Genomic DNA, 21,843 nt, shown 5'->3' with positions numbered 1-21,843 from the left:
GAACTATCAAAGTTTTGAATAACCGTATAATTAATTAACATTACCATTCTCAGATTCTCAAGAAAAGGGATTGAGAACTGAATAATCTGTCGATAGTCATTTTAGCTATGGATAGGTGCGTAGGGGCGAACATTTATCTGTACGCCCCGACAGCTAATTCATTTGCTGCAAAGACTTGTGAAAATGTCAACAGTGGTAATTAGGATAACAACTGACAAATCACAACTGTCAGTACCCATTACCTGTACGTTAATTAACTTTTTCCCAAAGTGTAACCACTAAAAGTGTGAATATCTTAATCTAAAAATAACTATAAATGTATCGGTAAATACAAAATGAATTATGTCATCCTGATAACAGGTAAATTATTTTTGTCCTCTTGCATGAGACAGGGGATAAGGAGAAACTTGTACAAAAATTCCCCCTGCCCCCTGCCTCTTAAGCGGTAGGTTTAGGCAATTGGGCGAATTTTTCTGTGTAAATTTCGATTGCGATCGCAGAATTTTCACGAGAAACGAGCGATCGCTTGGCCTCACCCAAGTAAACTGGTACAGAAGTCCCTGGCTCCGGGTGGATAATGGTACGAGCGCGAACTGTCAACTTGTCCTCTTCCCGTGTACCTGAGCGACCAGAAGAAAACAGATTACTAACTGCTTGACGTAAAGTTGCATCTAATTGTGTGGGTGTAATTTGGGGTGATGTGGCAATCACGGCTTGTGTTGACCCATTGTCATAAACTAAAGTGTACCGGGCTGCTCCTGGAATCACAGTCCGACTCAAGGGGACTATCGAGAGTGCAAATAAACCAGCCGTCAGCACCAGCATAAAGCCAGTCGTACCCACCAGCCGAAAGCGAATGCCCCATTTGAGAATAAAAGCCAAAACTGTTAAAGCAGCAAATAGCAAGGTAGCTATACCTGACCATTGGGTGTACTGAAGAAAGTTAGCTGTTGTGAGCATAAGGTTGCTTATGGATGCGTCTTTTTTTCGTTACCGACACACCCATTTTACCGAGAGCTTACACCATACTGATTATCGTAGTCTTTAATGCCAATCAGAATATTGGGTGCGTAGACGCTTCCTCGGCTTGTCGTCAGACATCGCAGTCATAATAAAGTTTAAACTTGGGTTTAGCCTAAGTTGAGCGGTGAAATGGAGCCAACCTCAGAACAATTGAAACAGTTATACCGAGTCTTGACTTGGCTAACGCGAATATATCTCCCGGTTTACCTAGTTACCTTAGATGAGCGAACAAATAACATCGTAGTAATAGCAGGTGAAGAGACAGTTGTAGTAAGCTGATATGCGTCTAAATTATATAAACATTCTTTATAATCGTTGACGGTTGACGGTTGACGGTTGACGGTTATCGGTCATCAGTCAACGGTCAACAGTCATCAGGTAAATGTACTAGTTTTATGCGTAACAGCTTAATTAATCCAGAAGCAGAGGTTGATTATGAATAAGCCTAACTTTAGAGAAATGACACGCAAGCAATTGCGAGATTATATTTTACAAAATCGTGGCGATACCGAAGCAATTCACGCCCTAGCATTACACGTTCAGTCTAATGGCAAACGTCTCAATTCAGTAGATGAACTACAACAAGTCATCCAAGAAAAACGTAACCAAGGCTTAGAGCCATAACTAAAAAACAAATCATCACTCCGTTAGGGAGCAATGCGATTTTGTTAGGTTGTAGCGAATAAAGCTGGGAAATAAATTGCTTAACCAACTTCCCCAGCCTCCACAATTTTTCTAGAATAGTATTGGCTCACCAGAGACAATATGGGAATTTTGAGATGTCTGCAACTTAGTTTGAACACTATCAATGATTGCTAGCCAATCGGCATCTCTGTTCCATTCAGAGCGAATCCTGGTTTTAGTCGCCGCGTCGTAGAGGTTACAAAAAACCACATTCTCTTTTCCAGCAATTGCAGCGATAATCAGGGGCTTGGAAAAATCCTGGACACATGATGCAGCTAAAAGGAAAGTTTTAGCAAAGTTTGTTTCTATTCCAGTCCTAACAACATAAATTTCATCCGCTCTAACAACGATGTGTAATTTATTGTTGACATTTCCCTTAAATTCTCCCGATTTTAATTTCAGTTCAGAGATATACCCAGTTAGCCCTGTTTTGTGGACAGGAATAGTTTGATCATTATTTATATCGTAGTTATACCATAGGTAGGATTCTCCGTTTAATTCTCCGCTTTTCACATGCAAATAAATAGGTTCTGGCGGGTTACAAAGACCTAATTTCATTTCAGTAACCATGTTTTACATTCCTTTATGAAAGATAAGATTTTTTTAGATATTCCGTCAAATCAATAGGTTTTAAAATTGTGCTTTAACTGAATAAAAATAATAAATATATATACAAAAGGGCATCTACAAGAGATGCCCGTCATGCAGGAAAAGCCCAAAGGGTTGTCCCTACACCTTCCCAACAATCAGCAACAGTAACTAATTAGGTATTAGTCACACTCACAGACGTGAATATAGTAATCTTATTAACTTGAAACTCTAAATGTCCCCAGTGCATACACTGAAAATGAAATGATGGATATTTGAAGTTGCTGTTTGTCGTTTCCTGACTTGACTAATTTGGATGAGATGCAAGCCTGTCATGTAGGTTATAACGATGTACTACTCCACAGATGGCAGCCAAAATTAACCATGAAAACGCATTCAAACGAAAATCGAATATGGTTACATCTACTGTATTGAATAGAACCCACCCAACAAAAGCCAGAAGATAACTGAAAAATATCAATCTGTCTTCTTTATTTATATATTTTGACTTTCGGAGGAATTGGACACCTGTAATCAAAATCCAAGCGAGTAAGCCAAAAAATAACAGAGTACTGGGAAAACCAGTTTCAGCAGATAACATCAAAAACAAGTTATGGGGATGACCTAAGGGAATCTGCATCTGCGCTTGGTAGAGTCCACTAAAGCTGCGTAACCCCCAGCCAGTCAAAGGATGTTCCTGAGCTAAAGACCAGGCAAACTGCCACTGAGCTTTTCGCATTAAAGCGACTGGTCTATCTGGATACATGTCATCATTTAACCTTGCCCAAAAGAAGGCAGGAACGTACTGACGAAAAATTTGAGCGACTGGCGAGGGAGCAAAAGCTGCCAAAAGCACACTAGAGACGATCGCAGCGACGCCACCCACAAGAATGCGCCAACCTTGGTAGAGTGCATAAGCTAAACAGGCAAAAATAGCGATCGCCCACCCATTGCGCGAGTTGGTAAAAATCAAGGCGATGAAATTTGTAATCATCGCCACGCTTAGGAAGAGAAAGGGGAGTGGGGAGTGGCTAGAGACGCGATTAATCACGTCTCTACTGGGGAGATGGGGGAGAAATGACTGTTTACTTTTGACTCTTAGTTGCTGATAGTTTTCTAGCCACAACCCTAAACCAAGAATGAAAATTATCGCTAGATAAGCTGCGAAGGTGTTAGCGTGCAAGAAGAGTGAGGCTATGCGACCTGGCGGATTTCCTCCTGGTACGATTATCCAATTCAACACAACCCATAAAATCTCTAAATTCAAACTCCAGCCTAAAAATAACTGCCCCAAGCCGATAATTACCAGGGGCATAGAACCGATCACCAAAACCCAAGCCATTTGCCGCAATTGGGTAAATGTTTGAATCAGGGCGCTATGGGCAACGAAAAGTAAAAAGAAGGGTAATAAATTAAATAAGCCGAGGAAAGCTGCTGTCTTGTCATCGGCAAACCCAGCACTCACGATCAGCAAGACACTCAAAAGGGCAAATCCCCAGTTGAGGGGGCGGCGACTAATTTTGCGGGATTGTTTCAACCAAGTGATTAATGAGACAAAACCGATAGTCACAGCCCCCACTAAAGGACTCAATGGGAAGATTAACAGTGCCCATAGAGAGTAGTTCCAAGAAGATCGCCAACGAGACTTGAAATAGTCAAAAACCTTGTTCAAGCTGGCTCCCAACATTCCTCACGAGTGAGGCGAATTTGAGCTAAAGTGAAAATAGTCGGGATGATCCGACCATAGTTAGTGGCGATCGCTCTCCACCCTAAATCTGCAAAAAACCAAGTCCACATTATCGGCCCAATCACAGCAAACATGGTGCGGGCTGCCCCATAACGAGCTGCATTCACAGTCATACCCCGTTGCGCCATTTGCATAGCTACATAGCTTTGAAACTGCTTTGTAGCTGCTTCTGAGCCTGTAATCGCCGCTTGTTTGGCTACTTCATAAGTAGCAAAGTGGATGGCAAATTGACGAGCAATTTGCTTAAGTACAAATGGCTGGAGCATAGAAGTAACAGCGATCGCACTACCGCCTTTGAAAAGTAAGCCCAAGGGGTCACGTTGCAATAAAAGTGGTAGCGGTTCTTTTAATTCTGATTTGACAAGCTGACGCTGCACTTGTACAGTCAATTTTTGCTTTTCCTGTTCAGGCAATTTTTTCCACACCTGTCCTAGCAGATGCAAAAATACTTCTGATTCTAAATCAATGGTTGCCAGCTGATTAGAATAGGGAATTTTTAGATACTTACATACGTGAACTAATGCTTCTCGGTAAGTTACCTGGCCTGTGCGTCCCCGCAATACTGTCATCCCGTCTGCCGCCAAAAAGCGAAAGCGGCCCTCTAGTGCGTCTAGCCAAGCTTTGCGGTCTTGGCTTTGCACTTCGATGGGTTCGGGTGTGTGTACATAGTCTAGGGGATTGAACTTACGACTAAATAGAATTGCCGTTAAATCTTGCAATTCTTCTTCGGTCGCTAACTCTAGCGCCGCCCTCATTTCATCCAATTTCCCTTCCTCCCTTCTATGCAGCTTTGTGTACCTTATTCTACTATTAGCTTTCAGCAGTCATTAGTAGTAATTTTGTCCTTTGATAATAACGAATAACTAATGACCAATAACTAATAACCAATGACTAGGGACTATTGACTCATGACTGATATTGCAGTGATTGGTGCCGGAATAGCCGGTTTAGTCTGCGCCCAGCAGTTAAGTAAAGCTGGATATTCGGTGTTAGTGGTGGAAAAGTCCCGTGGTTTGGGAGGAAGGCTGGCTACACGCCGCTTGCATGGAACTTGCGCGGATCATGGGGCTTGTTACCTGGAGCCAAAGGGTGAATTATTTAGACGTTTTGTGGAGATATTGCGATCGCGCCATATCCTGGAAGTTTGGACAGAGGAGGTTTACAAACTCACAGCAGGCGTTCCTTTATCTGAACCCAAAAACCGCAGTCCGCGATATGTTGCACCTGGAGGAATGAGTGCGATAGCTAAATCCCTCGCCCCAGGTTTAGAAATATTACTGAATCAGCGTGTCATCGCTATTACCCCAACTGTCGAAAATAGTTGGCGTTTGACTCTCGAATCTAGCAACGAAGAATTAGTTGCAAAAGCTTTAGTCGTCGCCATTCCTGCACCCCAAGCTGTGATGCTGTTGGAACCTTTGGGTGAAAGTGTATTGGATGCAGTCTTTCTTGATAATTTGCGTTCTGTGGAATTTTACCCTTCAATTAGTGCGATCGCTGGATATCCTTCCACATCCCAACCACTCCCTCAGTGGAAAGCTCTAACTTTTGTAGATGATGCTGATTTAGCATGGATTGGTTTGGACAGTAGCAAGCGTCCAAACCCTCAGCAACCACATTTTGTGGTGCAAAGTAGCGCTGATTTCGCTCAACGCCATCTAGAATCCCAGGATTTACAACCTGTCGGACAGCTTATGTTGCAACGAGCAGCTGAATCTCTGTCCCTTCCTTGGCTGAATACTCCTGAATGGATGCAAGTACATCGTTGGCGTTATGCCTTTCCTAGCCGTCCTTGGCATGAAGCTTTTTTGTCTACCGGAACTCCCTTACCTTTAGTTTGCTGTGGTGATTGGTGTGGCGGCAATCTTGCCGAAGGTGCGATGCTTTCTGGATTAGCTGCTGCTGATGAAATTAATAATAAGTTGCGTCATCTACCTTTAGATAATGTGAACTTTCTAAACGTTTTTGTCTGATCCCTTCATCTGTCGCTAGACTGATTTTTCCGTCTAGCGAGTCGCTATTTTTCTGAGTTACTAAATCAACATGCAACAAATAAGTTTTTTAGATGAAACAGCAAATTTTGCCACAATTCTAAAAAGTGATGTAAATTAACAACAGAGCTTAACTTCATTAAAAACTTGTTCCTAATTCAAGTTGTTTTATTACCGTTAATCTTGATCCCCTAGCTTTTATGCTGCGTTTTATGTAGATTTATGCCTTTTTGGCATAAATTTGAAATAATTAGGATTATAAATATAAAATGTAGCGAATTTACCAGCATATTGGACGCTGCTTTAATAAATCATGCTGTAAAACAGTATAAATTTTAACTAAAATAAGCGAAGCCAACTTTCGTTCTCAACCGTATTCCCTCCTTTTACAGCGCCATGTCTGACGGACATATTCCGCTAGCGGAGGCTGAAGAAGGAAGCTTGGCTTATTACAAATTGCCTCGTAAACCCTTAGAGCAGCAACTACATTTACAGAATTTGATTCACCAAGGCATTTGTTTAATTGTTCAAGAAAAGTCAGATTGGATTAGCCATCGTGTTTGTGAAACAGTTCAATCAGCTTGTGAACCCTCTCACTGGTTTGGTTAACGAAAATCTTTAGTCATTAGTCATTTGTCCTTAGTTATTGGTATGAATGACTAATGACTTCGATTTCCCTACGGCTATGAAAAGGAGCGATCGCAGGAGCGTGTCGGAAAGACTTGCGATGTTTTCGTAGACATGGGATGAGTTAATATTTTTTTAAGTATATTCCCCTTGAGGTGTAAACTTTGACAATTACTAGGTTCAAAGGATATTCCCAGGACATGAGAAAAATAACTGCTCTAATGGTGGTAAGTATTACCATGACTGTCGGGGTGGGAGCATTAACGCCCAAAGTCACTAATGCCCAATTATTTTACCCACCAGCAAGCGATCGCCATTCGTTAATGGTAATCGGTCAAGGGGCCGTGAGAGTGCCAGCAGATACAGCCGATATTGAATTGGTATTCAGTAGGGGAGCTAGCACTGATCAGTTAGAAACGCAACCGTCATCTCTACCCGAAACCCGCCGCATATCCTCACCGACTCTACTTTTAAATTACAAAACAGCAGCAGAATCTTTACCAAGCAAAAAATCACTAACTAAAGCAACTCTTCAGCCTGTAGTTAATAGCCTAGTTGCCAAAGGGATTAATGCTGATAAGATTCAAGTGCAAATTAGCACAAATTCCAGTGAAAATAACGCAAAGATATTGGTGAGACTCGAAAAACCAACACGCGAGCGCGTGCAGGAAATTGTTGGTACAGCAAACAAAGCAACAAGCGAAATTGAAAATCTTTCTGTCAAGAGTGTGGGCGTTGAGTATGCAGTAAATGATTGTCAGGCTTTACAGAGTTCAGTTTATCAATCAGCGATGAAAGACGCTCAAAGTCGCGCTCAGGCTTTAGCAACTGCTATGGGTGTTAAACTTGGTACTCCTTCTGTAGCCGAACCTTTTTATACATTATTGTATCCCTCATGTAGTTCCAAAACTGGAGTTCCTTTACCGTCATTTGTTAGTTTTTTATTATCACCGACTTATAATCCAGATGCTGCGGCGGAAGTAGAGATGAAAAAGGATATTTTTGTGACATATATAACGAAATAAACATTTATATTTAGTGCGATCGCACTTTGATTTAGTCAAAATTGGGGGTGCGATCGCTTAACTATTTTGCTTTGCCCGTAAGCACTCACTGTTATGAGTCAGTTGATAGAATATCAATAAGTTAGCTGGTTAAATCTAAAAAATGTCAACAGCGAAAGTTGAAATACAACTATCTTCTGAAGAACTACTAAAGGCAGTTGAGCAGTTAAATCAACCAGATTTAGAGCGATTTGTATCTCAAGTTCTCGCCTTACAAGCGCAACGCAAAGCTTCTAGCTTGCCGCAAACCGAGGCTGAATTGTTACTTAAAATTAATCAAGGTATTCCTTCAGATACTCAGAACCATTACAACGAATTACTTAGTAAAAGAGAGGCTGAAAATATCACAAGCAATGAATATAGAGAGTTATTGAACTTAACTGAACAGATAGAAAAACTGCAAGCACAACGCATTGAATATTTAGCAGAGTTGGCGCGTCTGCGTGGTATTTCACTCATTGCTTTGATGGGAAATTTAGGAATTCAGACGCAAATGTATGTCTGAAAATCGAGTCACGATGCAACAGAAAAAGGCTGTTGCTGAACGTGCGAAAGGATGCTGTGAGTATTGTCGAAGCCAAGTACGTTTTGCAATTCAGCCGTTTTCAGTAGAGTTTAGATTAGATGGGTAATTTTAAACACCAATAATGAAAAAACTCCAGAAATATTTGTGGCAAATCTGGAGCCAGGAAAGATACGCATTTACCTATACCAAATTTTCACCGTAAGAGAATCCTACGTCATCAGGGTATACACTCAAATGTAAATAAAAGTCTATGAGGACAAACCACTGTGCTTCTCGTTTACCAACTTCTCTATCGGAAGTAACGCAAAACAGCCCCAGTTAATCTGAGGCTGTTTTGCGAGAGTTGTTTGGCAGGAGGGGTACATCAATAACTGATGCCCCATGTTTAGATATAGATAATTCAGTATGCATCCCTATTCAGCCGTGTTTTGGCATATCCGGATGATTTGGAAAATTGCGACACCGAACAGCCCGTCGTAGACATCGCTTATTTCCAAAAAGAAACTCCAGATGCGTTTAAGGCATCTGGAGCAGTAACAGGTTTCTAACATCAATTAATTTTCACCTATGCGATCGCCAGATGTCGTTAGGGTATATACTCAAATGTATTTATGTCTGTTTATCCGCAAATCGACCAACAAATTACCTTCTTTTATACCCATAATCTCAATGCATCTACAGAATTCTACGAACAAAAACTCGGTTTGGAGTTATGGCTTGATCAAGGAACCTGTCGGATTTATACTGTCAGTGGTTCTGGATACTTAGGTTTTTGTCAAACAAGCGAAATCTCAACTCCTCCAGCCGACAAGCAATCAAGTGTCATTTTTACCTTGGTAACACAGCAGGTAGATGAATGGTTTGAATATCTCAAAGATCGTGGCGTTGAATTTGAAAAACTACCTTCACTAAACGAAAAGTACAACATTTACCACTGTTTTTTGCGTGATCCCAGTGGTTATTTAATTGAAATTCAACGTTTTGAGACTACTAACAAAAAAGACATAACTAAATAAGTTATGTCTAAAGGTTTAATTTACAGGGCAGGATTTGTACCTGACTTTTCATGGCATCTGGAAAACCTCACTTCTATTTCTCTCTTCCTTTAAGGAGAGAGACTTTGAATTTCCCCCTTCCCGCCACGGGTTGGGGGTTAGGTTTTTCGTGGGCTTTTGCACATGACATCAAAAGTCAGGATTTGTACAGGTTAGAACTTTTTGATTTACTGGGATAGATGATACCGACTGACAATCATCGATAGCCATGTACCTTTTCTTCTATCGATTTATCGGCGTGAGGCGCGAGATTTATGCATCTGCCGAAAAATCTTTACATTTCCTTACAATTAGCCGCGATTGCTTTTGACTTTTATATAGCAGAAGGCAATACGCTTGGGATCAGCCTCCCCTAGCTACCTCAGCGGATTGTAACAGAAGGTAAGATACAGTCATTACCGCCAGCATATATTGTGAGCTTCGCAACAGTATTTTTTACAGTATCCTCTTTGTCAATTGTGCTATTACTATAGTTATTATTTTTAAAGTATCGATATTTTATCTATCGGTTCACTAAATATTCTCTTAGGGTGACTACATGACAGCCGAAAAACTCACATGGCTATGCCTAAAATTACAACTTAAAGGTTCAGTTCTCAAAGCAATTTACAAACATATTTTATGGTGTGGAGCTTTCGGCTTTTTGATTTCTCTACTTTACCATTTTAAGATGCCTGTATCCCAACCTATTTTAGGAAGTGTTATTCCTAGTATCGTTTTAGGTTTGTTACTTGTATTTCGTACCAATACTGCTTATGAGCGATTTTGGGAAGGGAGAAAATGCTGGGGTTCTCTAGTAAATAACATCCGAAATCTGGCACGTCAAATTTGGGTATCAATTGACGAAATTTCTCCAGAAGATAAAGAAAATAAAATTACAGCACTAAATTTATTGGTAGCTTTTGCTGTGACAACTAAATTACATTTGCGGGGAGAAGCAGTCAATAGCGAGTTAGAGGATTTAATGCCATCTAGTAAGTATATAAAACTGAAGATTATGAATAATCCTCCCATAGAGGTTGCCTTTTGGATAGGAGATTATTTACAGCAACAGTATCATCGCAATTGCCTTAATAGCTATCAGTTAACATCTATGCAAGAATTATTGAATAATCTTGTGGATAACTTAGGAGCTTGCGAACGTATTTTAAAAACACCTATGCCATTAGCTTATTCCATTCATCTGAAGCAATTATTGTTACTATATTGTTTGTTGTTCCCATTTCAAATAGTGGAGAGTCTGGGTTGGTGGACAGGTTTAATTGCTGCTTTTGTTGGTTTTACAGTATTTGGCATTGAAGCCATCGGCTTGGAGATAGAAAACCCCTTTGGTTATGATTCTAACGACTTACCTCTAGATGCGATTTGCGAGACGATGAAACGCAATATTGACGATTTAATTACTCTGACTCCAAATGCGCGATCGCATCCAGGTAATTTGACCTATGATAAAAGTTGAGATGGAGAAGAATTTTCAAACCTTGATTATAGCTGTCAAGTCCCATCTTTTTGCGTCCATCTTCTTTCGCAGTAATATATAAACGCGAAACTATCTCTTCATTGGTGGATGTGCAATGATGCCTGTACGTCAAACTTTATCAAAGCCTGATATTCAAATTTCTTACTTAGAGTGGAACCAAGGGCAAGAACCCTTACTGCTGTTACACGGTTTAGGCGACCATGCTCTAGTGTGGTCTAGTTTAGGAGATTACTTAGCGGCAGACTACCACATAGTTGCACCAGATATGCGCGGACATGGCCAAAGTAGTAAGCCTGAGAGAGATTATAGCTTTGAGAGTGCGATCGCAGACCTCGAAGCACTCATGGATCATCTCGGATGGACATCTGCCCATATTGTAAGTCATTCGTGGACAGGCAAATTAGCCGCCATCTGGGCAAGGCAAAACCCAAAGCGTTTGCGGAGTATAATTCTAGTCGATCCAATTTTTATCTGGAAAATGCCCAGCCTTTTCAGGGTAACTTTTCCCATGTTGTATCGCTTCTTGCCTTTTCTCAAAAGCATGGGCCCCTTTGTCAGTTATGAAGAAGCCGAACAACAAGCACAGCAGTTAAAGCAATATCAAGGATGGAGTTCCTTACAACAGCAAGTTTTCCAAGCAGGAATAGAACAAAAACTCGATGGTAGTTGGGGCAGCAAATTTACTATAGCCGCCCGCGACGGGATTTTTGAAGCAGTAATGCAAGTGCCTGGTTTTACAATTCCCCTTGACACCCCTGCCATTTTCGTCCAGCCAGAACAAGGATTGAACCGCCAAAATTGGCAAATTCAACCATACAAAACCTATCTTAAAAACTTACGTATCTGCCAAGTTCCCGGCAACCATTGGCCGTTTTTGACACAACCAGAGGCATTTAACCAAACTGTAGCAGCTTTTTTGGCAGAACACAGATAGAAAATCTCATAATTATTGGACGGGATTATCATACAGCAACAGAAGAATTAATAGGAGTGATGTCTAGCGAGATTGGGCATGGGGCATGGCGCATTGGGCATTGGTTATTCCCCCATCTCCCCCATCTCCCTCATCTCCCCATTCCCCATTCCCCACTCCCCACTCCCCACTCATGAGCCTTTGTATCAATCCCGTTTGCCCTAAACCAAATCACCCGGATAATCATCAAAACCGCTTTTGTCAAAGTTGTGGTTCCCATTTGGAATTGCTAGGGCGTTATCGGGTGACGAGCCTGTTGAGTGACAAAACAGGGTTTAGTAAAGTTTATGAAGCTTATGAACAAGATACCCCTAAAATCCTCAAGATACTCAAGGAGGACTTATCAGGCGACGCCAAAGCAGTAGAACTATTTCAGCAAGAAGTAACCGTATTAGGACAACTCAATCATCCCGGCATTCCCAAAGAGGATAGTTACTTCCAGTATCAAACCCGAAATGGTTTAGTGTTGCATTGCATTGCAATGGAAAAAATCGGTGGATACAACTTAGAACAGTGGTTACAGCAGAATTACCCTATTTCGCAGAAACAAGCTGTAGCCTGGTTAAAACAATTGGTAAAAATTTTGGATTTAGTGCATAGTAAACAGTACCTGCATCGAGATATTAAGCCATCTAATATCATGATTCGATCCCCCCTTGGGAAGGGCTGGGGGGATTTGGTACTGATTGATTTTGGCACTGCCACTGAAATTGATGGAACCTACCCAGACAAACTCAGCAACGGCGACGGGATGACAGCACTGATGTCATCTGGCTACAGCGCTCCAGAACAAATGAATGCTCAAGCAGTACCGCAATCAGATTTCTTTGCCTTGGGGCGCACATTTGTATTTTTACTCACGGGATACCATCCCTTAGATATGTATGATATGCAGCAAAATTTATTGCACTGGCAAAATCATGCTATCCATATCTCACCCTTACTATTGAATTTAATTGATTGGCTCACAGCACCCGATATAGAAAAGCGTCCCGCTAATGCCCAAGAGATTTTACAATGCCTAGAAGAAATTGAAACCCAACTAACAGAAACTACGGCTGAAAATCTTAATTTATTAGATAATTGTAACATTGAGCAATTGCCACCACCAATTACTAAAACTTCATTTGCTCCACAGAAAAAACCAGAAGAAGTACCATTACTGAAATTTTTTGCAACGCTGCTAGTGATATTAGGATTACTTAGTATAGCGGCCTTAGCAACGCGGACATCAAAATTTTCTGTAAGGCAAAATTACGGGCAATCCCCAGAAAACAAAGGTAATATTGATTATTTTTCTTATCAAGAAGGTAGGGATAGTCAAGGGAGGGTAGCCGAATTTAATGTAGCTGTTTTATCACTAGAATATAAATGGCTTTTAGGTAGCAATTTTCAAATTAAATATAATGATGAAATTATTAGTCTTGACCTTTTAAAGTTGAGCTTAGAACAAGAAGGTATACAGAATATAATGGAAGACCCTAGTGAGATTATTTCTGTAGGCACAGTTTCTTGTAAAGGTAATATAGAAGTTCAACAGCGAATGGCTCTAGAACGTTCCAAACAAATACAATTTTTAGTAAAAAAATTATTTATTAATACACCAAGCATCAAAGGTTATCGTATATTAAATTTGGGACAATTTCAACGGAGTGATTGTCAGGCAAATCAGGATTTAACTAAATATCAGAGAAGTATTATAATCATTGGTGTTAAAAAACAATCAGCAGGTGTAATTATTGATGAAGCATTACGGGATAGGTTAGAAAAGAAGCCTTTTGCTGATTTTAAGTTAGAAGATTATTCTTTGGGGACGGCAGAAAAGTTTAAGACAATATCGAGTAATTTATAAAATCTCTAGCAAAGTACAACAGTACATAGGCGTAACCCATCGTAGATATCGCCACTTTAGCCATAAACTACAACTATGCTCATCTACACCCCCTATGGCTAAAGCAGCAGATATTAGCACCAAGCGATTAATCAGCCTCGCACCCGAAAATTGGGTAAAATGGGTAACACAAATTCCCGATATTGTATGCGGAGAAATTATCAACTCCGAATTCCAGTGGATTAGCCGTGAGAGTGATGTCTTAGTCCGCGCTACCAGTCCCCAATATGGCGAATTTATCGTACTCAACGAGTTACAATTACGCTACAAACCTGAAATGCCTAAACGGATGCGGGCTTATGCAGCACTAGCTGAAGAAAAGTACAATTTGCCCACCTATCCGGTACTAGTTAACATCCTCAAAGAAAGTGATGTTCAAATTCCCACCAGCTATCAATCGCAATTTGCAGATTTACAGGCGCGTCAAGACTACCGTGTTATCAACCTTTGGGAAGTCGATGTCGAAATCGCTTTTACTCAACCTGTTCCCTCCTTGCTTCCCTTTGTCCCAATTCTCAAAGGAGGTGCAGAAGAATCCACTGTGCAACGGGCATTGCAAATTCTCCGCGCCGATGAGCAATTGAGCCAGTTAGAAATTGTTATGGCTTTTTTTGCTACCTTCGTATTAGACAGCGCTTTAGTTCAGCAAATCATGAGGTGGGATATGGCAGTGTTACGCGAATCTCCCTGGTATCAGCAAATTTTGAGAGAGGGCGAACAACGTGGGGAAGAACGAGGACGGCAAGAAGGACGGCAAGAAGGACGGCAAGAAGGACGGCAAGAAGGACGGCAAGAAGGGATGCTTTTAGGTATTGAACTCGCTTTGGAGATAAAATTTGGTGCTGAGGGATTGCAACTGATGCCAGAAATCTCTCAAATTTCAGATTTAGATAGATTAAAAGCAATTCAGCAGGGAATTAAGAGCGTGAATATTCTAGATGAATTACGGCAATTTATGAACTAATGGAACTTCTTTGAGTTTGGCAAATCATGAGGTGAGATATGTCAGTGTTCGAGAAATCTTTCTTTTATCAGGAAATTTTCCAAGAGGCATATCAGAAAATTTTCCACGAGGCACGGGAAAAAGCGATACAAGAGGAGAGGCTATTGACCATTGAACTGCTTTTGGAGATAAAATTTGGCAGTGAGGGATTAGAATTAATGCCAGAAATCTCTCAAATTTATGATTTAGAGCAACTAGAGGTAATTAAGCGAAGATTTAAGACGCTAAATACTCTAGACGAATTGCGTGAACTTATCAGTAGTATTCAAACTTCCTCAACTTAGTACATGATTTTATAAATTCGTAACGAAAAAATTGCCACATATCAAACCTTTGCGTACCCTCTGCGTTTCATAACCCTCAATTCTGCACTGTTTGACCAAATAATTATTAATTCATAATTCATAATTCATAAATTTTATGGGTTCAAGCCCCCACTGAAATTTTTGATTTCAGTGGTCTACAATCAGTGGTGGGTTCAAGCCCCCACTGATTGCAATTATGAATTAGTAATTATTAATTATGAATTAGATTGACGCAAGCTGTACTTAGCCAAATCATTGGATGAGATTTTTTTAGTTGAATGTTAAATTATTTAAGCTCCCATCCCAGAGTACCGCTTTAAACCTGCACGCCAAAGAAAGCGATTCGCACCCAAAAACACTAATATCCATCCTACCATTGACCCAAATCCCCGCCCTATATCCACGGGTAGCCCTACCAAAAGACTCGCAGGAAAATTAATCAAATAGGGAAAAGGCGTAAACATCACTATTTTCTGCACAGGTTCTGGAAAGACCTCTAAAGGTGCTATCAAACCAGATAAAAATAGATAAAACAACAACCAAAAATTTTCTAAAGCGCTAGCCCGTTCTGTCCAAAAGGCAAACATGGCAAAGGTGTACTGAATCGTAAACCGCAAAGCAAAAGCTAGCACCACCGCCAATGTAAACAGCAAAAATCTACTCAAACTTGGCAACCAAAAAGCTTGGGGATAAAGAATAAAAAATAATCCCACTAATAGAAAAGCAAACGTTAGCCGAGCAAATCTTTCAGAAACATGACGCGCAACATGATGCCATACTGGGTCGAGTGGTTGCAGCAACTTGGGCGAAAGCTTGCCTTCCACTACCTCTGTTTCAAAGTCCCAAATTACCCAAACAACTGTTAATTGCCTAATGACGAAAACTGTGATGAAGTAACGAGCAAAATCCACAGGTGATAGCCCAAACTGCCCGCCTTGTGCTGCCTGTATCCAGATACCCATAAGGATAATCGGCAAAGACCCAGCCAAAACCCATAAGATTAGTTCTGCTCGATACTCAAGCATGTAGGCGTAGTATACTGACAGCAAAGTTAAGGCTTTTCTGATTATCCGCTTCATTTATTCACTTCCCGCTACAAAAATTACCCAGAGACGCGATTAATCGCGTCTCTACACAACACCTGCCTGAAAAACTCGTCCAATTACTTCCTCTACAGGCGGTTCGGTAACTGTTAAATCAATTACCTCTAAATCCGTCAAAATCTTAGAAACGGTGCGGGTAAGCACCTCTCTTGATACCATAAAATGAACCGATCGCCCTTCTAAGTGTTGCACATCACCATAGGTCATAAGTTTTTCTATCGGTAGAGGTTGGGCTAACTCTATATGAACTTCCCGATATGGGGCAAAACGTTCTAGTAGCCCATCTAAACTACCGTCATACATCAGCCTTCCCTCGTGAATCAACAGCACTCGTTGACATAAAGCTGTGATATCAGCCATGTAATGACTCGTCAACAGCACTGTGGCTTGATAACGCTGATTGTAGTCGCGCAAAAAATCGCGCACCGCTACCTGAGCATTTACATCTAGTCCCAGCGTTGGTTCATCTAGGAATAATACATGCGGACGGTGCAAAAGTGCTGCTAGCAATTCTGCCTTCATCCGTTCACCCAAAGATAGCTTCCGTACTGGCTGGGTAAGCTTGCCTTCTAGGGAAAGCATCTCTGTTAGTTCTCCCACCCGTCGTTGGAACTCTTTATCAGAGATGTTGTATACAGCAGCATTAATTCTCAAAGAATCCAGCGCTGGCAAGTCCCAAATTAGCTGCTGCTTTTGCCCCATTACCAAGGTAATTTTTTGCAAAAATGCTTCCTTCCGATGAAACGGAATTTGTCCAGCAACTTTGACTGTACCGCTAGAGGGATGAATCAGCCCCGTGAGCATTTTGAGTGTGGTAGTTTTACCAGCACCATTTGGGCCCAAAAACCCCACTACTTCACCAGGGGCAATTTCAAAGGAAACATCCTGAACTGCTTTAATTGAGCGGTAGGTGCGGCGAAAAAAGTGGTTGATTGTACCTTTAATACCCGGACTTTTAACTGCCACTGGATAAGATTTACTCAGGTTTTCAGCAATGATAATTGACATATTTTTTATATTAGAACCACAGATGTACACAGGTAAACACATATAAATAGTTGGTGTTTATCACTATTTATCTCTGGTTCCAAATACTAAAGCAGGGATTTTCGCCAGTGACATATCATGATTTACTGTGGTGGGCATTACTCAAGTACGATACATACACTTTACCGTAAACGTCCCGATCGCAATGTACTAATAATTAACCACAAACCCAATAAACTAGCGACTGCAAACAGGGTGGTGCTTAAAAAAGATAACTGTGTTGTCTGCGCTCTGGTGGAAATAATTGCTGCACCCATAATCAGTGAACCCACTAATATACTAAAAGATAGTCGGTTAGCCGCATCGTCCATAGTGCGCCGCACGCCATCTAACCCCCGCAGCGATAAATTCCACTGTAAAGTTTCCGAGGTAACTCGGTCTAATAACAGTTCAATTTGGCGAGGAGATTGGAGAGAGAGACTTTTAATATCTAAGGCTGTCCGTAATAGCGATCGCACTGGATTATCGCCTAGTAACTGCCGACGAAACAAGTCTGTAATTAATGGTTTTACTTCATCAAAAAAGTTAAGCTCTGGGTTGAATGTTCGCGCTACACCTTCTAAATTCGCTAGGGTTTTGGCATACAAACCCATATTACTAGGTAATCTAATTTTATTGTTGCGGGCAACTTGTAAAACTTCATAAATTATCTGACTGAAGTTGATTTGCGTGAGGCTGACATTGTGATACTTTCGCAACATGCGATCGTAATCATTTTCTAACCGCGACAAAATTACTGGTTGAGCAGAATCTGATAGCTGCAAAGTTAATTGAGCGCACCTTTGAGCATCTAAATCAACGATCGCTAACAACATCTCTGTTAATATCTGCTGTGTGCGGGGATCAAGTCTTCCCACCATGCCACAGTCTAAGAGCGCAACACGACCATCTTTGAGATAAAATAAGTTTCCCGGATGGGGATCAGCGTGAAAAAATCCATCAATATATAGTTGCTGAAAAAATACCCGAAATAACAAAGTAGTTATTTCTTTACGCTCTACGGCAGGGTCTTTACCATTATTATTGTTGTCCAAATCCGCCGACAAGAACGGCACTCCATCCAGCCATTCCATCACCAGTAATTTTGCTGTGGTCAATTCCCAATTAATTTCCGCAACCACTATTTGTGTGGGATCATACCAGCGACTTTTAGATAAGTTGCGCCGCAGTTGGTCTGTAAAACCTGCTTCCCGTGTAAAATCTAACTCGGCTTCTAGAGCTTTGGTAAATTCTTCGGCGATGGATTTAATTTCATAGGTTTGCCCAAATTCAGTCCGCGCCACTAAATCGGCAATACCTTGAATTAAAGCAATATCTTGGGCAATGGTCAGATCAATTCCCGGACGTTGCACTTTCAGAGCAACTTCTCGACCGTCTATTAATGTAGCGCGATGTGTCTGAGCAATTGATCCTGCCGCTACTGGAATTGGGTTAACTGTGCTGAAAGTTTCTGCTAGTGGAAGTTTTAATTCTTTACGGAGGATTATTTCTATCTCTGACCAAGGAACTGGCGGTACTTCGTCTTGTAGAGTTGATAGTTCCTCAATATAGGCGGCGCTGAGTAAATCTGGACGGGTAGAAAGTAGCTGACCAAGTTTAACATAAACTGGCCCCAAGTCTACCAGGATATTTTTTAAAACCGCAGGTGTAGGTAGCTGGGGTTCATCAGCTTTGCCACCAGTAAGTAACCTTCGCATATAGTCCCAGCCATTGCGAAGGAATACTTCAAGAATTTCTCGTTGACGGGGAACAGTTTGGGTGAGGAACATTTTTGAGAGTGGGGAGTAGGGGGAGCAGGGGGAGCAGGGGAAGCAGGGGGAGCAGGGGGAGCAGGGGGAGCAGGGGGAGCAGGGGGAGCAGGGGGAGCAGGGGGAGCAGGGGAAGACGAACTATTGATTATTGACCAATGCCCAATGCCCAATGCCCAATGCCCCATTCCCAATGCTCTGCTTTTCGACAGTCAAGTTATAATGGAAAAATAGGCTTTTTCGCCTCTACCAAGGGTTTTAACTTTTATAGCAGGTCGGTAAATCGGGAATCGCTTTGGAGAATTTTGAGGATCTGCTTGATTTCCTGGGTACGTTCTTTTTTAACAACGAGGGTGACATTGCGATCGCGCACAATCACCACGTCCTCTAAACCAATTGTAACAACTACATCCTCTGGATTTGAGGCGTAAATAATCGCCCCCTGCGTATCTAGCCCTACGTGCGTAGCAAGTTCCACATTGGGAGTCTCTTCTGTCTTGAGTAAGCGTTCGATCGCATTCCAATCTCCTAAATCATCCCAACCAAAATCAACTGGCAAAACGTATGCTAGAGTTGTCTTTTCCATTAGCGCATAGTCTATACTCTTCTTAGGCAACTGGGGATAGATATCAGGGCCATGTTGTTCTAAAGGTTCGATAATTTCTGGTGCATGGGTATGTAGTTCCTTGAGAACAACCCCTGCCCGAAAAACGAACATTCCACTATTCCAGCTAAAACGTCCCGTAGATAAAAAAGTCTCTGCCGTTTCACGGTTGGGCTTTTCAGTAAAACGGTTGACGTGATAAGCTGGCAACTCATTAAAGCTACCTATTTTTTCACCTTGTTCAATGTAGCCGTAACCGGTTGATGGAAAAGTAGGCTTGATCCCCAGTGTAACGATCGCTGCTGTGCTTGCTGCCAGTTGCGTAGCCGCGCTTAATGTGTGTGCAAACGCCTCTTGGTCAGCGATCCAGTGGTCAGCAGGGAAAAAGCCAATAACAGCGTCTTCTCCATAGCGCTGTTTGATTTCTAAACTTGTCCAAGCAACGGCTGCGGCGGTGTCTCTTCCTTCCGACTCAATCAATAAATTCTGAGATGGTAGATCAGGTAATTGTTGTCTTACCCCTTCAGCTATCTGATTAGAAGTAATTACCCACAAGGAATCCCACCCGCCACCGAGTTCAATCAATCGATCGGCGGTTGCTTGTAATAAACTTCTAGAGCTACCATCAAGACTTAAAAATTGCTTGGGTCGGTCTTTGCGACTCAGGGGCCAAAAACGTTCACCTTTACCACCAGCAAGGATTACGGGGAACAATAAAGTATTCATGTTGTCATACAGGCTTACCGAAGAACATTACAAGTTTACAGTGAGCTTTTCCACTGGCAATATTTGTAGCTTGGATTAACATACTTTTAGGGAGTGGTTGAGTGGGGAGATAATTGTGATAAAACAAGTCGAATGGTCGGAAAATCCGCTTGGATCTCAGCAAGTTGTAGAATTTGAAACTGAGGTGCGATCGCAGCAACTTCAACGAACAGAAAATCAAGTAACACCTGCACCAGTAGAGGATTTAGAGGAGGAGGTAGAACTAAACCCGCCAGCGAATCCCAACCGTAGCGTTGTCGAATCAGTGGGTGCAATTCCCAATCAGCTTTACGAGAGACTGGGCTTAACCATGCCTCGATGGCTGTTGTGGATCATGACGGTTGTCATCGGTATCATCTTATCTGGTTTGCTGGTATCAACCTTAGCCCTTTGGACTCCGTTGTGGAGCAATCTAGATCGAACAGATGAGGATTTAGGTACTGCTAAAGACGAGGTAAAAATACCACTACCAGGAGAGTTATGGAGCAAACTCTCCCAGTACCAGCTTTCACGACCGATGAATATTTTAATTATGGGGATTGAACCAGTTAGGGGTACTGTTGATGGTTCACCAGAAAGTTTTGCTGGGAAAAGCGACACCATGCTGCTGGTACGCCTCAATCCTAATGAAAAATCTGTACGGGTGCTTTCGATTCCCAGAGATACGATGATTGCCATCCCCGAAAAGGGAGAAAAGGGATTAACTAAGGTATCTGATGCCAATGCCCAAGGCGGCCCAGTCTTGGCAGCACGGGTAGTTAGCCGTACCTTAAACAATGCCCCAATTGATCGCTATATCCGTATTTCTACTAGTGGATTACGGCAGTTAGTCGATCAGTTAGGTGGAATAGAGGTCTTTGTTCCGCAATCAATGGAATATAAAGACTCTAGCAGTCGGCTGTCGATTAATTTAGTCAGTGGCTGGCAAACCCTCAACGGCGAACAAGCAGAACAGTTTGCCCGATTCCGCGAACCAGGTTTGGGAGATTTGCCGAGAGTGCAGCGTCAGCAAGCACTAACAGCAGCATTGCTGCAACGCTTAAATAGTCCTACCGTCTTACCCAGGTTGCCTCAATTAACTCGCTTAATGCGAAAATACTTTGATACCAACCTGAAGATGGAAGAAATGATGGCGTTGGTGAACTTTGGCCTCAACCTAGATCGGGATAATTTCCAAATGACCGTGTTGCCTGGTACGTTTAGCCGTTTTAGCAAAGACCCTGATAGCTATTGGCTAAATATGACTGGACAACAAAGCCTGTTGAATGATTATGTTGGGGTAAATGTACCTGGTCTGAAACCAGATATGCGTCAGGTTCCTAACCTCAAAATTGCTATTCAAAATGCTTCCAATCAACCTCAGCTAACTGAAAAAGTTATTGCTTATCTGAAACAGAAAGGCTTTACTAATATTTACAAAGTGCCTGATTGGCCAGATACCCAACGTCAAACTCAGATTGTTGTCCAAAAAGGCAACCGACGAGTTGGAGTTGATTTGCAAAAAGTCTTAGGCTTGGGTCAAATTGAGGTAGCGGCGATTGGTGATTTAGAATCTGATCTCACAATTCGGATTGGTAAAGATTGGAAATAGTCAAGAGTCATTAGTCATTAGTCATTAG

At 41.7% G+C, this 21,843-nt stretch carries 20 protein-coding genes and 1 pseudogene; 13 read left to right on the top strand and 8 right to left on the bottom strand.

Annotated features, from left to right (window positions below; all coding sequences use genetic code 11):
• Positions 1 to 438: 438 nt before the first annotated feature.
• Complete coding sequence (locus LC586_RS13125) at positions 439 to 960, bottom strand: Ycf51 family protein (protein ID WP_229485240.1); 522 nt, start codon at positions 958 to 960, stop codon at positions 439 to 441.
• A gap of 192 nt (positions 961 to 1,152) precedes the next feature.
• Here LC586_RS13125 and LC586_RS13120 point away from each other — a divergent pair, with 192 nt between their 5' ends.
• Together LC586_RS13120 and LC586_RS13115 are read left to right on the top strand one after the other, a co-directional pair.
• Positions 1,153 to 1,302 carry a DUF6888 family protein gene (locus tag LC586_RS13120; protein WP_229485239.1) on the top strand — a complete coding sequence of 50 codons (150 nt, stop codon included), beginning with the start codon at positions 1,153 to 1,155 and terminating at the stop codon, positions 1,300 to 1,302.
• Positions 1,303 to 1,458: 156 nt separating this feature from the next.
• The gene (locus LC586_RS13115; protein ID WP_229461752.1) at positions 1,459 to 1,647 is read left to right on the top strand and encodes a DUF6887 family protein; all 189 of its coding nucleotides are present in this window, start codon (positions 1,459 to 1,461) and stop codon (positions 1,645 to 1,647) included.
• A 111-nt stretch (positions 1,648 to 1,758) separates the two neighbouring features.
• Here LC586_RS13115 and LC586_RS13110 read toward each other — a convergent pair whose 3' ends face one another.
• From LC586_RS13110 to LC586_RS13100, 3 genes are all read right to left on the bottom strand, one after another.
• Positions 1,759 to 2,277 (bottom strand): hypothetical protein, encoded by a 519-nt coding sequence (locus tag LC586_RS13110; RefSeq protein ID WP_229485238.1) that lies wholly within the window; start codon positions 2,275 to 2,277, stop codon positions 1,759 to 1,761.
• Between the two features lie 325 nt (positions 2,278 to 2,602).
• Complete coding sequence (locus tag LC586_RS13105) at positions 2,603 to 3,982, bottom strand: O-antigen ligase family protein (RefSeq protein ID WP_229485237.1); 1,380 nt, start codon at positions 3,980 to 3,982, stop codon at positions 2,603 to 2,605.
• Positions 3,964 to 4,806 carry a YaaW family protein gene (locus LC586_RS13100; protein ID WP_229485236.1) on the bottom strand — a complete coding sequence of 281 codons (843 nt, stop codon included), beginning with the start codon at positions 4,804 to 4,806 and terminating at the stop codon, positions 3,964 to 3,966. Before LC586_RS13100 ends, LC586_RS13105 begins: the two co-directional genes overlap by 19 nt.
• A gap of 144 nt (positions 4,807 to 4,950) precedes the next feature.
• Between LC586_RS13100 and LC586_RS13095 the strand changes: the two genes are divergently transcribed.
• The 10 genes and pseudogenes from LC586_RS13095 to LC586_RS13050 all read left to right on the top strand — a co-directional run bounded on the left by LC586_RS13095 (position 4,951) and on the right by LC586_RS13050 (position 14,936).
• Positions 4,951 to 6,015, top strand: a complete 1,065-nt coding sequence (locus tag LC586_RS13095) for an NAD(P)/FAD-dependent oxidoreductase (protein ID WP_229485235.1) — start codon at positions 4,951 to 4,953, stop codon at positions 6,013 to 6,015.
• A gap of 378 nt (positions 6,016 to 6,393) precedes the next feature.
• Positions 6,394 to 6,642 (top strand): annotated as a pseudogene (locus LC586_RS13090) (hypothetical protein); the annotation flags it as partial.
• Between the two features lie 182 nt (positions 6,643 to 6,824).
• Positions 6,825 to 7,685, top strand: a complete 861-nt coding sequence (locus LC586_RS13085) for an SIMPL domain-containing protein (RefSeq protein WP_229485234.1) — start codon at positions 6,825 to 6,827, stop codon at positions 7,683 to 7,685.
• 142 nt (positions 7,686 to 7,827) lie between these two features.
• A complete protein-coding gene (locus tag LC586_RS13080) occupies positions 7,828 to 8,229 on the top strand; it encodes an STAS/SEC14 domain-containing protein (protein WP_229485233.1) in 402 nt (133 codons plus the stop codon).
• A gap of 632 nt (positions 8,230 to 8,861) precedes the next feature.
• Positions 8,862 to 9,266 carry a VOC family protein gene (locus tag LC586_RS13075; protein ID WP_229485232.1) on the top strand — a complete coding sequence of 135 codons (405 nt, stop codon included), beginning with the start codon at positions 8,862 to 8,864 and terminating at the stop codon, positions 9,264 to 9,266.
• Positions 9,267 to 9,843: 577 nt separating this feature from the next.
• On the top strand, positions 9,844 to 10,764 hold the full coding sequence (locus LC586_RS13070; RefSeq protein ID WP_229485231.1) for a bestrophin family protein: 921 nt from the start codon (positions 9,844 to 9,846) through the stop codon (positions 10,762 to 10,764).
• Between the two features lie 118 nt (positions 10,765 to 10,882).
• Positions 10,883 to 11,719: an alpha/beta fold hydrolase gene (locus LC586_RS13065; RefSeq protein ID WP_229485268.1), complete on the top strand. Its 837-nt coding sequence runs from the start codon at positions 10,883 to 10,885 to the stop codon at positions 11,717 to 11,719.
• Positions 11,720 to 11,891: 172 nt separating this feature from the next.
• A complete protein-coding gene (locus LC586_RS13060; protein WP_229485230.1) occupies positions 11,892 to 13,610 on the top strand; it encodes a serine/threonine protein kinase in 1,719 nt (572 codons plus the stop codon).
• Positions 13,611 to 13,704: 94 nt separating this feature from the next.
• Positions 13,705 to 14,613, top strand: coding sequence for an RpnC/YadD family protein (locus LC586_RS13055; RefSeq protein ID WP_229485229.1), 909 nt, complete (start codon positions 13,705 to 13,707; stop codon positions 14,611 to 14,613).
• A gap of 38 nt (positions 14,614 to 14,651) precedes the next feature.
• Positions 14,652 to 14,936 (top strand): hypothetical protein, encoded by a 285-nt coding sequence (locus LC586_RS13050; RefSeq protein WP_229485228.1) that lies wholly within the window; start codon positions 14,652 to 14,654, stop codon positions 14,934 to 14,936.
• A gap of 311 nt (positions 14,937 to 15,247) precedes the next feature.
• Here the strand turns inward: LC586_RS13050 and LC586_RS13045 are convergent, their stop codons facing one another.
• The 4 genes from LC586_RS13045 to LC586_RS13030 form a co-directional block, all read right to left on the bottom strand.
• Positions 15,248 to 16,036 (bottom strand): ABC transporter permease, encoded by a 789-nt coding sequence (locus tag LC586_RS13045; RefSeq protein ID WP_229485227.1) that lies wholly within the window; start codon positions 16,034 to 16,036, stop codon positions 15,248 to 15,250.
• Between the two features lie 51 nt (positions 16,037 to 16,087).
• Positions 16,088 to 17,068, bottom strand: coding sequence for an ABC transporter ATP-binding protein (locus LC586_RS13040; protein WP_229485226.1), 981 nt, complete (start codon positions 17,066 to 17,068; stop codon positions 16,088 to 16,090).
• Between the two features lie 161 nt (positions 17,069 to 17,229).
• Complete coding sequence (locus LC586_RS13035) at positions 17,230 to 18,876, bottom strand: ABC1 kinase family protein (RefSeq protein WP_229485225.1); 1,647 nt, start codon at positions 18,874 to 18,876, stop codon at positions 17,230 to 17,232.
• Positions 18,877 to 19,120: 244 nt separating this feature from the next.
• Positions 19,121 to 20,185, bottom strand: a complete 1,065-nt coding sequence (locus LC586_RS13030) for a mannose-1-phosphate guanylyltransferase (RefSeq protein ID WP_229485221.1) — start codon at positions 20,183 to 20,185, stop codon at positions 19,121 to 19,123.
• A 115-nt stretch (positions 20,186 to 20,300) separates the two neighbouring features.
• Here LC586_RS13030 and LC586_RS13025 point away from each other — a divergent pair, with 115 nt between their 5' ends.
• On the top strand, positions 20,301 to 21,815 hold the full coding sequence (locus LC586_RS13025) for an LCP family protein (protein WP_229485219.1): 1,515 nt from the start codon (positions 20,301 to 20,303) through the stop codon (positions 21,813 to 21,815).
• The last annotated feature ends 28 nt before the right edge of the window (positions 21,816 to 21,843 follow it).

Source organism: Nostoc favosum CHAB5714 (genome assembly GCF_020829495.1).
GTDB classification, from domain to species: Bacteria; Cyanobacteriota; Cyanobacteriia; order Cyanobacteriales; family Nostocaceae; genus Nostoc; species Nostoc favosum.
This window is presented reverse-complemented; position numbering and strand designations above follow the sequence as displayed.

Bases quoted from the DNA above. Each gene is read 5' to 3' on its own strand.
- LC586_RS13035 (WP_229485225.1), bottom strand. From the start codon at position 18,876: ATGTTCCTCACCCAAACTGTTCCCCGTCAACGAGAAATTCTTGAAGTA.
- LC586_RS13030 (WP_229485221.1), bottom strand. From the start codon at position 20,185: ATGAATACTTTATTGTTCCCCGTAATCCTTGCTGGTGGTAAAGGTGAA.
- LC586_RS13075 (WP_229485232.1), top strand. From the start codon at position 8,862: ATGTCTGTTTATCCGCAAATCGACCAACAAATTACCTTCTTTTATACC.
- LC586_RS13080 (WP_229485233.1), top strand. From the start codon at position 7,828: ATGTCAACAGCGAAAGTTGAAATACAACTATCTTCTGAAGAACTACTA.
- LC586_RS13105 (WP_229485237.1), bottom strand. From the start codon at position 3,982: ATGTTGGGAGCCAGCTTGAACAAGGTTTTTGACTATTTCAAGTCTCGT.
- LC586_RS13120 (WP_229485239.1), top strand. From the start codon at position 1,153: ATGGAGCCAACCTCAGAACAATTGAAACAGTTATACCGAGTCTTGACT.
- LC586_RS13045 (WP_229485227.1), bottom strand. From the start codon at position 16,036: ATGAAGCGGATAATCAGAAAAGCCTTAACTTTGCTGTCAGTATACTAC.
- LC586_RS13125 (WP_229485240.1), bottom strand. From the start codon at position 960: ATGCTCACAACAGCTAACTTTCTTCAGTACACCCAATGGTCAGGTATA.
- LC586_RS13050 (WP_229485228.1), top strand. From the start codon at position 14,652: ATGTCAGTGTTCGAGAAATCTTTCTTTTATCAGGAAATTTTCCAAGAG.
- LC586_RS13065 (WP_229485268.1), top strand. From the start codon at position 10,883: ATGCCTGTACGTCAAACTTTATCAAAGCCTGATATTCAAATTTCTTAC.
- LC586_RS13055 (WP_229485229.1), top strand. From the start codon at position 13,705: ATGGCTAAAGCAGCAGATATTAGCACCAAGCGATTAATCAGCCTCGCA.
- LC586_RS13060 (WP_229485230.1), top strand. From the start codon at position 11,892: ATGAGCCTTTGTATCAATCCCGTTTGCCCTAAACCAAATCACCCGGAT.
- LC586_RS13115 (WP_229461752.1), top strand. From the start codon at position 1,459: ATGAATAAGCCTAACTTTAGAGAAATGACACGCAAGCAATTGCGAGAT.
- LC586_RS13095 (WP_229485235.1), top strand. From the start codon at position 4,951: ATGACTGATATTGCAGTGATTGGTGCCGGAATAGCCGGTTTAGTCTGC.
- LC586_RS13110 (WP_229485238.1), bottom strand. From the start codon at position 2,277: ATGGTTACTGAAATGAAATTAGGTCTTTGTAACCCGCCAGAACCTATT.
- LC586_RS13070 (WP_229485231.1), top strand. From the start codon at position 9,844: ATGACAGCCGAAAAACTCACATGGCTATGCCTAAAATTACAACTTAAA.
- LC586_RS13040 (WP_229485226.1), bottom strand. From the start codon at position 17,068: ATGTCAATTATCATTGCTGAAAACCTGAGTAAATCTTATCCAGTGGCA.